This window comes from Ktedonobacter racemifer DSM 44963, assembly GCF_000178855.1.
GTDB classification, from domain to species: Bacteria; Chloroflexota; Ktedonobacteria; order Ktedonobacterales; family Ktedonobacteraceae; genus Ktedonobacter; species Ktedonobacter racemifer.
On sequence record NZ_ADVG01000002.1, the window covers coordinates 374604 to 386542 of the forward strand.

8 protein-coding genes are annotated in these 11939 nt (G+C 51.3%); 1 reads left to right on the plus strand and 7 read right to left on the minus strand.

What is annotated here, in order from left to right; translation table 11 throughout:
• Window positions 1-19 precede the first annotated feature (19 nt).
• The 3 genes from KRAC_RS18015 to KRAC_RS18025 are packed head-to-tail and all read right to left on the minus strand — an operon-like array spanning window position 20 to window position 3336.
• Window positions 20-1210: a glycoside hydrolase family 5 protein gene (locus KRAC_RS18015; protein ID WP_007909461.1), complete on the minus strand. Its 1191-nt coding sequence runs from the start codon at window positions 1208-1210 to the stop codon at window positions 20-22.
• Between the two features lie 6 nt (window positions 1211-1216).
• Window positions 1217-2128 carry a glycosyltransferase gene (locus tag KRAC_RS18020; protein WP_007909462.1) on the minus strand — a complete coding sequence of 304 codons (912 nt, stop codon included), beginning with the start codon at window positions 2126-2128 and terminating at the stop codon, window positions 1217-1219.
• Between the two features lie 20 nt (window positions 2129-2148).
• A complete protein-coding gene (locus tag KRAC_RS18025; RefSeq protein ID WP_007909463.1) occupies window positions 2149-3336 on the minus strand; it encodes a glycosyltransferase family 4 protein in 1188 nt (395 codons plus the stop codon).
• 155 nt (window positions 3337-3491) lie between these two features.
• Between KRAC_RS18025 and tnpB the strand changes: the two genes are divergently transcribed.
• The gene (gene tnpB, locus KRAC_RS18030) at window positions 3492-4670 is read left to right on the plus strand and encodes an IS200/IS605 family element RNA-guided endonuclease TnpB (protein WP_007909464.1); all 1179 of its coding nucleotides are present in this window, start codon (window positions 3492-3494) and stop codon (window positions 4668-4670) included.
• Window positions 4671-4765: 95 nt separating this feature from the next.
• Here tnpB and KRAC_RS18035 read toward each other — a convergent pair whose 3' ends face one another.
• The 4 genes from KRAC_RS18035 to KRAC_RS18050 are packed head-to-tail and all read right to left on the minus strand — an operon-like array spanning window position 4766 to window position 11864.
• Window positions 4766-7936 (minus strand): oligosaccharide flippase family protein, encoded by a 3171-nt coding sequence (locus tag KRAC_RS18035; protein WP_083814721.1) that lies wholly within the window; start codon window positions 7934-7936, stop codon window positions 4766-4768.
• Between the two features lie 2 nt (window positions 7937-7938).
• Window positions 7939-9846: a tyrosine-protein kinase domain-containing protein gene (locus KRAC_RS18040; protein WP_007909467.1), complete on the minus strand. Its 1908-nt coding sequence runs from the start codon at window positions 9844-9846 to the stop codon at window positions 7939-7941.
• 16 nt (window positions 9847-9862) lie between these two features.
• Window positions 9863-10612 (minus strand): sugar transferase, encoded by a 750-nt coding sequence (locus KRAC_RS18045; protein WP_052568373.1) that lies wholly within the window; start codon window positions 10610-10612, stop codon window positions 9863-9865.
• A 16-nt stretch (window positions 10613-10628) separates the two neighbouring features.
• Complete coding sequence (locus tag KRAC_RS18050; protein ID WP_007909469.1) at window positions 10629-11864, minus strand: glycosyltransferase; 1236 nt, start codon at window positions 11862-11864, stop codon at window positions 10629-10631.
• Between the last annotated feature and the right edge of the window lie 75 nt (window positions 11865-11939).

Here is an 11939-nt window from a genome sequence, read left to right on the forward strand (position 1 = left end):
ATCTTTTTTGCACAAGGCTTTAAGGCGAATTGGTACGCAGGAATTGAAGGAGGAGTTGGCCCGCGCCCTGAGCCTGGGGATCAAAATAGGGATAGTTCATTTCATCATTGCAGGCATAGGTAGGAGTATCAAAGCTGGTCAGGTTAGTCCAGTCCCAGGAAGCATCTCCGGCGCCGTCGCTGCGAATAAGTGCGCCCGGAGTAAGCGCCCAGGCAATCAGCCCGATATGCAACGCCTGCACGTACGTAAGAAATTGGGGAACGACCGTACCGGCATTTGCGATACAACCACTCCCTGGCGTTTCGTTCCATTCACCAATCACAAAGGGAACATCTAGCTTGCGCACGGACAGCCCCCACCAGCTCTCCCAATCATCTCGCGTCGCATGCTGCGTATTGTTTAAATAGGGATGGATCGCATAGACAATGTTCGCGCCCTTCAACAGATGATCGCGAAAGTTGTCATAGTCGAAGCTCTCACCCGCGCCCTGCCCCTGCGCCAGGATCAGATTTTGGGCTCCTGTCTGGCGTATGGCATCTACAAGTTGCTGCATTCCCACATACTGCACGCCATCACGCACGCCGCCATTCTGCCAGAGATTCCAGTCATAAAAGTTTCGCGGCTCGTTAAAGATGTCAAAGAAGACCTTCTGATTCTCCTTATAGCGTCCCGCGACAACCCACCAGAACGTCATATCAGCCGGGGTCGCCATCATCTCATTGCTTGACGCCTCAGTTTGCAGGTTGAAGATGACATTCATGTGCTCCTGCGTTGTCCACGAGACAGCTCGATCCATGGCCGCTAGATAGTCGCCATCCAACGTTGTGGGATGTTGCCGGTCGGGGAACAAGTTCTCGCGCGAGATCTGAAATGTAATCACATTGGAATGCCAGAAGGTCCGCGCAGCCTTGATCTGATCCCGCGTAAAATTTTTGTAATCAAGGCTATGCCGCCAATCGGGCTGAAACAGAGCCGTACTGTGCACACCATAAGGGACATAGAGCTTTCCCTGGTTATCAAAGATCATCCTGCCTTCAACAGAATACGAGGGGATGGGAGAGAGCCTATGCTTCGAGACCGTAGGAGTCGCAGGGGAAGAGAAGACAGCCTCGCTATGGGCTGTGAGCCTTATAGTCGCTACCAGGCTTGCTAGGATCAAGACAAGAATGAGCAGTAGAAGCCAGGCTCGCTTGGTTCTTCCAATAAACATATACGTCTATTCCGTCTTCACTATCCGCTGAGGGTGCGTGCCATAGAAGAGCCAGCGCCAGATGCCGATATGACTTGCGAGCTTGGACGCGACAATAAAGGGAGCGTATAGTAAGACAGCCGGGTATTCGCGTACGGTCAGGCGCACGATATTGAGTGTAGCCCCTAGAGAAATAGGCAGCATCATCAACGGATACAGGTGTGGTTGCTGAACCATCAACAGGATCTTGTTGCGTCGGGATAAGCCTGGATAGAGGCGCTTTACATGCAGGCCACTCACGCGACCATAAAAGTAGCTATAACGTAGCAAGGCGCTGAGCGTGGTACGCCGATGGTCATGCACAACCTTGATGGCTGGCTGATAGAGTGTTCTATAGCCATGTGCTTGCAAACGGAAACAGAAATCCATGTCCTCCTCGGAACGCAGTGTCTCATCAAACCCGCCTACTTCCATGAAGACTTCTTTCGCGACCCCCAGACTGGCGGAGCAGACCACCATCTCTCGCTCTCTCCCGATTTGATAGAAACCAAAGCGACTGAAGTCCACGCAACGCGCGAAAAAGGCCCTCGACTTACCTGTAATCTGGCCTCCCACAGCACCTATTCCTGGTCGCCCCAAGGCCGCGATGTTCTCTTCAATCCAGTTAGCAGCCGGAGCACAATCATCATCGAGGAACAAGAGATACTTGCCTGTTGCCTCGTGCGCACCAATGTTTCGTGCCTCACCAGGATAGTAAATGGGCTTCGTTTCGACGGCCTTAATGGCATAGTGTTGGGACAGGACACTGCTCTGCGCGCCGACAAGCAAAATCTCTACAAGATCCGCTGGATATGTCTGTTGCTCCAAACACGCCAAAACAACCTGTGTCTGCTCCTTACGGGAGAAAGGGATAATAATACTGACATGAGGTTTGGTCATGCGATAGCGCTCCTTAATCATCAGCGAGCACGCGAGAAGATTGATCTGCTCCTTGCCACGACGGGCTCCTGGTTCATTCCATTCGTAGAGGGCAGACCAGCTGCTAGTTCATAGATTCGACGAGTCGCTCGCGCACAACTCTCGCAGGTAAATGGCTCAACCTGTGTTTTGCCGTGCCCCACCAATTGCTCACGTAGCGCCTGGTTGGTAACAACCGCAACGATAGCTTCAGACAGCTTTGAGGCGTCCTCACAATCGACACGCATAACGGCGCCCCCAGCGATCTCCATACTGGCAGCTCCAGGGCTAGCAATGACAGGCGTCTCGCAAACCATTGCCTCAAGAGCAGGCAGGCCAAAACCTTCATGCTTTGAGGGCACAACCAGGACCTCGGCCGCAGCGTACAACGCGCTCATATCCTCATCAGGAATCCAGCCAGCCAGATGAATACGCTCGTGAAACGGCGATTTTTTTGCCTGCTGGATGACCTCAGCACTATCATAGCCAGCGCCGCCTGCTAACACCAGATTCAGATCAGGTAAACAATCAGCGATGGCATTGAAGGCCGCGATAAGCGTCTCTACGTTTTTACGCGGCATGATACGCCCTACGTGCAGAATATAACGCTTGCCGTAACGCTGGTGCATCCCCACCTGTGCTTCATTCGCTACCGTATCCAGGCGCAACAAGGGACGGATGGCGTTATGGATCAAGTGAATTCGTTCATCTTCAATGCCCCAAAGCGTTCGCAATTCTTCGCTTGTCTGCTCTGATATCGAGATGACGCATTGCGCGCGGCGCACGCTTTCACGCAAGAGATACTGCCAGTACAGGCGTGCATACAGGGATGATTGTTGGGGAACTTTGAGAAATGCCAGGTCATGCACAGTGATAACCAGTGGACCGTGCCAGCCAATAGGCGCGGCAAAGGCCGGAACGTGAAGAACATCTGGCTTCAATTTCTTAAGGATATCCGGCAATGTCAACTGGTGCTGAATCAAAATCCCTCGCCAGGTACGCAACTTCACCGGATAGATAGTGATAGAAGGCGCGTTGGCAAGCTCTCTATATTCTTTAGGACGTGTTGTGATAACGATATATTCGTTTGTCTGGTCAGTTCGTGCTAATCCTTCTAATAAAGCGCGAGTAGCAAAAAGCATCCCACCAGGTTCTTTTTCCGCGATTATTAAATCAATTGCGACACGCATATAAGACTCCTCTTATTTAGTACGAAATTATTATCAAACCGCGCCAGAAGATCCCTGTTTTGAAACATGGGGATGAATGGCGCGTTCCTTTTGTGGGGGAGAGAGGATGGAAAGAGGTATTGCCTTTTTACACCGTAACTGCTACAATGTAACGTATGAAACAGAAACGCGCTTTCAAGTATCGGGTGTATCCCACACCAGAACAGCGGCAGATGCTTGCCCAGACCTTTGGGTGTTGTCGTTTCGTCTATAACTGGGCATTGCGCAAGAAAACCGATGCCTATTACAAGGACCACCAGCGACTCTACTACAAAGAGTTGAGTATCCTGTTGACTGACTTGAAAAAGCAAGAAGAGACGCAATGGTTGAACGAGGTTTCCAGTGTGCCATTGCAGCAAGCTCTTCGTCACCTGGACAAAGCGTTTCTCAACTTCTTTGAAGGACGGGCCAAGTACCCCACCTTCCACAAAAAGCGAAACGCGCAATCGGCTACCTATACAGCAAATGCCTTCACCTGGCGCAATGGCTCTCTTACACTTGCCAAGATGAGCGAACCTCTCCAGATCGTGTGGTCGCGTCCTTTGCCAAACGAGGCCATTCCTTCGAGCGTCACTATCACGAAAGATGCGGCTGATCGCTACTTCATCTCTCTGCTGGTAGAAGAGGACATTGCGCATCTGCCTTGCAATGAGAAGGCGATAGGTGCTGATCTTGGGCTGAAATCCTTTGTGGCCTTGTCCTCTGGGGAAATTGTTGGCAACCCCAGATTCTTCGCCAAAGATGAGAAGCATCTGGCACGTGCTCAGAGACGACATGCCAAGAAGAAAAAAGGTAGCAAGAACCGAGACAAGGCACGCAAGAAGGTTGCGCGTCTTCATGCCCATATCGCTGATCGACGCCGTGATTTCCTGCACAAGCTCTCGACACGACTGATCCGTGAAAACCAAACGATCTGTGTTGAGTCGCTGGCAGTCAAAAACATGGTCAAGAATGAGAAGCTCGCCAAAGCGATAAGCGATGTCGGATGGTCTGAGTTTGTGTCCCAATTGGAATACAAAGCCGACTGGTATGGTCGAACCCTGGTCAAGATTGATCGGTGGTACCCTTCCAGTAAGCGCTGCTTCGAGTGCGGTCATCTTCTCGACGCTCTCACGCTTGATGTGCGTGAATGGACCTGCCCTGAATGTGGTGTTCATCACGACCGTGACATCAATGCAGCAAACAATATCCTTGCCGTGGGACTCACGGTTCATGCCTGTGGAGAGAACAGAAGACCTGGAGCGGTGAAAACCAAACCAGGCAGTTCTCGACGAAGCAGGAAAGCCTCGAAGTGATTCGAGGAATCCCCCGGCTTGAGCCGTGGGGAGGATGTCAATTCCAAGATCGTTTGTTTGTACATATCTTTTTCCCACATATACTTCCTTCCACATTAAGCGGCTTTGCCTGTCCGTTTCAAGACTACCTGACGAATCAGTCGAATATCCTTCAGTGATACCGCCCTGGTTAGAGAACAACCAACAAGCACAAGTGCAAAGAACACAGGTGCGAGGTAGAATAACGACCACTGCACTTGCCAGATCAGAAAGAGTGCACCAGGAATAGTCCCAACAATAATCTGTGCGAAGACACGCAGAATACGCCAGAGTTGAACATCGCGCGCGAGTAGTAATGAGAAGGAGCAGACAGAGAATGCTTCGCTTATTACGGCGGCAATCGCTGCCCCTGTTGCGCCCCATAGTGAAATAAACATCACATTCGAGACAATGTTGACGATCAGAGTTGCACCTGTAATGAGAGGAATTCTGTTCTCTTTATTGGCTGCCATACAAGTTCGCACCGCTAATTGCGTAAAGAAGCCTAAAGTAATACCTATCATTAAAAACTGGGTTGACGCGACAGCCATCGTATACTCAGGACCTGCAATCAGCCCCACAATCTGGGGAGCCATGATAACTACAAACGCCGCCAATGGAACAATCCCAAGCGCCAGGATACGCGTTGACTCATAATAGAGATTTGAGAAAGCATTGAAGCCCTCTTCAAACGTCTTGCTCAGATAGGGGAATAACCCGCTTACATAAGCAAAGACAATATTCATGAGTGGATTGGTAATTCTCAGGGCAAGCGAATAGATACCTACATTCAGCATTCCCCCAAGAGGCTGCAAAACTAACACATCCATCTGTCCAGTGAGAAGCGCAAGGGCATCGTGGCCGGTGAAGACAAGGCTTTCAGTAATAATCTTCCACATACGCTTGGGCCTGAAGCGAAGGCGTACCTTATAACGCCGCGATGAAAGGATCACAAGAATAATAAAGTAGGGAATATCAGAATAGGCAATTAATACATACATCCAGAGGAAGGAGAGGTGCAGATACACGGCCAACCCGATCAGCCCGGCTGTTGTTATGCGGTTGATTGTCGTCAACAGCGATATTGCACCAACTCGTTGTTCCGTACCAAAAGCAGTTTCATAGACACAGCGCACGCAATTAAAAGAGTAACTAAAGAGCAATGTGCCATAACCAAGAAGGAGCAGGCTGCGTTGCTCGCTCTCTATTGGAATAAGGCAGGTCACCAGTGCTGCGCCAGCTGCGACTATGACGCCAGTGAGCAGGCGTGTACTTAGCGCGTCGCTAAGTGTTTCACTCCACTGCTCACGCTTTTGTCGGCTCAAATAGCGACTGATTAAGGGATCCATGCCAGTCAGGGAGAGCAATGCACATATCGCCAGGACCGTTAGCATAAAGTTATATTCGCCATAGCGCACAGGTCCAAAGGAGCGAGTAAGCATCGCGGTTGTTGGAAAAATGATTGGTATCGCAATTGCCCATGAGATCAACTGAATAATGATTGAGTGGCTGGTTTTGCGCGCGCTAGGAGCCACCGCATCCGCTCCAAGGTCAAGTGCAGGGAGCGGCATTGTCAATTCTCTTGACGCATCATAGCTCTGTAGTCTTGGTGATGGAGGTAGATAGCCCTTAGCGGATTGAATACGCTCACTATTGAGTGCTCGCATATATGGCGTCGGCAAACGTAAGGTTATCTTCCCTGTATCAGTCATCCCAGGGATAAAGGCTAGCCTGGCTTTCTCCTGCTCATTTTCTTGATCGACCTGCACCTTTGCTACGCGCTGAGCCGACACGCTCCGAGGTGCTATGGTTGTCACTCGTGTTGCCCTCGAACGCACCCGCACGGCACATCCAACAGCGACACCTGCGATGAGAAAGAGCCATGTCGTTGATTCCGGCTTGTCAAATGGTACATCCGTCAGGCAGATACAGAGATATCCAATCACCATCAAAATGGCCGCCAGGTGGATCACACGCGTTTCGCGTGCGGCGGTATACGCTCGCCGGCAAATCACAAGCAGGCTTAGCATCAGAAGAACACCTGCAATACACCATAAGACCCCGCTCTCCATTGCCCATTCCAGATACTGGTTATGCACGCTGATTCCTGCTGGATCGAGACGATCCGCAAGGCTCACGACGTAGGCACTGTAATAGTTGGGGAACTGAGCCATGCCAATGCCTACCCAGGGATTCTCCTCAATTAAATGTAGAGCCTTGCCCCACAGAAAGAAGCGATTGCTATCAGACGCCTCGCCATGCAAGAATTTAGGAAGCAAGATATTAAAGAGAAGCGCAACCCCAAGCGCCACGCCACCGAGAGTAGCGAGCAACGTCTTATAACGTCGCGTCATCAGGAGCGCTACGATCAAGAGGAGTAGAGCTACCACGCACGCCATACGCGTGCCACTCAGCAGCAATTCCGCAGCCGAGGCTATACTCATACAAAAGCCCACCACGCGGTCTCGCCTGCGCGTGCCAAGTAGCCAGCAAGCCAGAGCTACCGCGAACACCACCAACATGGAATAGGCGAACGTGGTAGGGGAGTCGAATGGTCCGCTTAAACGCCCCTCTTGCGTCACCTCAATGGCCTGGCTTGGCACCAGCAGTTCCGGCATGGGAAGTTTTAGCGCCTGCCCTAAGCCAATCGACAACATTGGCACATTCGACAAGAGCGCGAGCGTCAAAAACGAGGAGACATCTTTGACATAGCCGGCAAAGAATGTACCAACGAAGAAGGATAACACCAGTAACAGTGCGCCATAGAGTCGCTTATTCGCTCCATACGAGTTCAAATCGCCTATCTGCGGCACGTGTATAAAGGATATGATGGCGATAATGAAGAATATCGCCATCATCATGTGGGGCATTCGTGGGTGGAATGTAGGGCGACGCACAATAATGAGACCCACACATAGAAACAACGCGGCTTCAATTGGACGCATTGTATGCCCCGGCACCGGCACAAGAAACGACGGCAGACCCGCGCCCATACAGACCAGGATTAAGGCTATGAGTGGATAGCGCAGTGTCAAAGCGACGACGCCCGCACCCATAAGCCCTCCAATGGCAAGCGCTGGCGAGACAATACCCGCACTCCCCGCAACCGCCAGAAGCATGAACAGGATGAAAAGCAACAACAATAGAGCCTGTGGTAGCGAAAAGGTAAAGTTTTCGGCAAGCACCCGCCGGAGCGGCTGCGGAGAAGGGCTTCTCCTCACCGCTCGCTCCTCAGTAGACATATCCATGGCTAGTTTCTATTCTGCTGATAAGACTGCTCTGATGCAGAAATGACATGCTGCGAACGTCCCCAATTGTCATCCTCCTCTGCCTTTTTAGCGCTCGGTGCCTTCCAACCACTCGCTCGCGCAATACCTACACGCGGGTTAGTCTGGGCTTCGGCCTGGGGGGCGTGCTCTTCACTCTGTTCAAAAGATTGCGGGCCACTACTCTTTCGCGTTTCAGGAGTCAGAGTGGCAGATCTGGCAACCAGTGCGGGCGCGGATATCTCCTCCGAGGCGAGTAGAGCAGTCGGCACATCAGGCGTGGGGGGAGCGGAAGAGGGAAGTACTGGGCCCGGTTTAGGAGAAGGGACAGGTGCGACTGCTACCTCTTCTACTGAGCGCCGGGGCACGTATTTGGCGACAGGAACCGTGTCTACAACCACGCCTTCCTCCTGTTGCTGGCCTGCATAGAAATAAGGATGATGTGTCTCTTTCTGGCGATTGACCACGACACCAACGAGAGGAGCAGAGAGGCGCTGGAGCAGGGCCTGGGCGGTTTTCAGGCTATCCTTGCTTGTCTTTCCAGCCTCCATCACAAGCACACATCCATCGCAGAGAGCGGCGAGCGTGCTGACGTCAGCCTGCGCATCTAGCGAGGGCGCGTCAAAAATAACCAGGTCTACCGCTGAGCTGCCTCCCGGCGCGGTAATATCCTGCACCAGCCAATCCACAAGCTTCCGTAGCTCCATCGAGCGCAGAACGGTCAGGGGAGGAACCGAGACGGTTCCAGCAGGCAATAGCCAGAGATTCGGCATCGGCGTTTTCCATTGGCTAAGCCACGCGGGCAACTGAGAGCGCTGCTTCTTCAGTACATAGACATCTGGCAATACTGATGCTAGACCGCGCGCGTTATTCGCCTTAAACACCTGATGCTGCGTTGGTCGACGCAAATTGGCGTCAATCAGCAATACGCGCAATCCAGCCTGTGCCAGGGAAATTGCTAGCTGAGATGCAACCGTCGTAACGCCATCGCGACCGCGCATGCCCGTCACGAGCAGAGAGCGCTGGCCCACATACAAAGCCTGGAAATTGGCTCCAACAACTGTAAATGCCTCGTCCAGTACCTCATCATTGGCAACTATGGGCGGAGCAAGCGTTGAGATGCCCTTGCGTAGTGGAATACTACCCAATGGCTCAAGCTGAGCCAGCCGGGCCACATCTTCTGGCGTCTTAATCGAAACGTCAATCCAGTCAAGCAGAATCGCAAAGACACACATCAAAACCAGGCTTAATCCAAAGCCCAGGACAAGGTTAGTCGTCAAACTGGTGCCATTGGGCGTGGTTGGTGGCAACGCCTGCTCTTCAAGGAAGAGCCCGTTCTCCAACATAGAGAGCTGGATCTGCACATTGTTATAGGTCGCCTGCAATCCGCTGGCGGCGGTCTGATCACCCGCGCTCTGAGCGGTTGTTATTTCGGGCCGGAGTTTGTCAAGGATCCCCTGTAGGCGCCGGGCCTCGCTACCCTTCTCATATTCAATAAAAGCATTGGCGACGGCGTTGGCCTCAAAGGCAGACTTTTGGGCGTTTTCCGTTATCGCATGCACGCCAATGAGTTGCGTCTGATCGAGGGGCGAGGCTGTGATAGAACGCTCTAGATCACTTACTGATACTCCCGATTTCTGCGAGGCCGCTTTAAGCACATCGTTATTAGTCATCTTGAGAGCATAGCTGACGGCAAGTGCCTGGTTACTATATACATCGTTTGTGCTATCGCCAGTGGCGATAGAGACCTGGATCGTGGCAACGGCCTCATACTTTGGCGCTTTCATGACACTGACGACTCCCGTCAGCACTGAGCAGAGCACGACGCCCGCCAGAATCAGCAATACATAGCGCTTCAGTACCCAAAGGAAATGCTGTATATATATTTGCATTTTTGCACTCTCTTTTTTAAAAAGCTCCATCTCCGTTCAGAACGACAGGGAGTGTCTTTATCAGGATTTGCAGATCCATTCTTAGTGAGCATTCCAGAACGTAAGTACAATCAAGAATATTTCGCTGTTCATAGCTGGTCATCGAACGTCCACTGACCTGCCACAAGCCAGTCAGACCGGGCTTAACCATCTGACGCAAGGCAAATAGCTCGCTAAAGGCTTCGATCTCAGAAAATTGGATCGCCCTGGGACCAACCAGGCTCATATCTCCACGCAACACGTTCAACATTTGCGGTAGCTCGTCAAGGCTCGTACGGCGGAGAAACCTTCCAATCCTTGTAATACGAGGATCATTTTGCAATTTGCCATTCATCTGCCATTCAGCTAACAAAGCTGGATGCTGCTTGAGGTACTCATCCGCATTGACTATCATAGTGCGTAATTTATACAAATAAAAAGGCTTCCCATAACGCCCGACCCGTTTCTGCTTATAAAAAAGAGGTCCTGGATCTTCGCAATACATAAGAATACCGACAAACACCAATGCTATGCCTAACAGAGCCAATCCACACAGAGCTCCAGTAATATCAAGCGCTCGTTTCGTCATATGGTAGACTCGTGAAACACGCGCCTTCTGCCACTGCATATCGTGAAGCGCAATAAAAGACATCAGCAATTGCGATTGTCCATAGTTAAGCGTACTATACACGCTTTGATTCACCATGCCCTGATCTCCTCCAACATACACTTTTATGCTTGCCTTCATAAGCAGTGCTCTTTACTTAACGCTCCTGTGCAAACAGGCTAGCATTAGTATCATATATGCTTTGCGCATATATTGATGTTAAATCATTCACAATATGCTTCCAATTATGGTGCTTTTCAATATACATATGCCCATTTTGAGAAATCGTCTGCCATAATGCCTGGTCGTCTAGCAGGCATAACACAGCTTGTGCGAATAGCTCTGGTTCATCGGCAACTAGAATATCTTGTCCAGGCACAGCCTTTAAACCGGCGGTGACGTGAGAGCTGGCAACAACTGGAGTTCCCAGGGCCATAGCCTCGAGAGCCTTATTTTGCACACCTACGGCATATGGTAAGGGACAGACCGCCACATGGGCCTCTCTGATGAAAGATCGAAGATCATCAATATATCCGGTTACGTCAACACGTGGGTCCCGCGCCAGGGAACGCACGCTGGCTGGTGGCTTACTACCAGCTATCACCAGGCGTACCTGTGGACGCTCACGCCATATCAAAGGCATGATGTTTTTCGCCAAGTGTAGCGCCCCTGCTACATTGGCGTGAAAGCTCATCTTGCCTGAGAAGATGAGCATATCTGGCTGCCGTTCCCCTTGATAGTATTGGTAATACTCTTGATCCACGCCATGTGGCAGAACGGTAATGGGCGCGGGAGGCCGCTTATCCGCTCCAAGCCCAGCATCTTGCGCGATAAGCCTGAGTGCCTCTTGGTCGCGAGGCGAGGTCACCAGTACATGCTGAAAGCGCCGGAGCTGCGTATATTCATATGCGCGTGTGCGCGCGGCTTCACTTTTGCCTATCAAGCGTAGCATAGGAGTCGCGCCGTATTTCGTCCCCTGCTCATAGAGCATGCTAATACAATCTACAGCGTCCCAGACTACTGGAAGACTTATCTCTTGTGGCAGAGCACCGAGCGCGCGAATAAACTCAACATGCACAAGGTCAAAGTCTCCGCCAGCCATATGCTCATTGAGAGCTGCACAGAGGCGAGGAGAAGCATCGAAGGCCACCTGTAATGGCTGAGACGTGAAGATAGCACGCAATGTACGCCATACCTTCCACACGCGCTTATCCTCAACAGCGTATATCGCCAGGCCATCATCTCTCAGAGCCTGTACATCACGAACTTCGCGCTTATTGGAACAAAGCACCAACGCTGTTACATCATGCCGTTTTGCCAGTTGACTTACAAATCCATATGACCGAATGCGAATACGCGATAATGGATAAGGTGCAACAAACAAAATATGCATGGATAGTCTCCAAAACTTCATAAATATCTTTTTAACAATTAACGGCGAGAGTTTTCCTAACTACCCTTCCAGGGC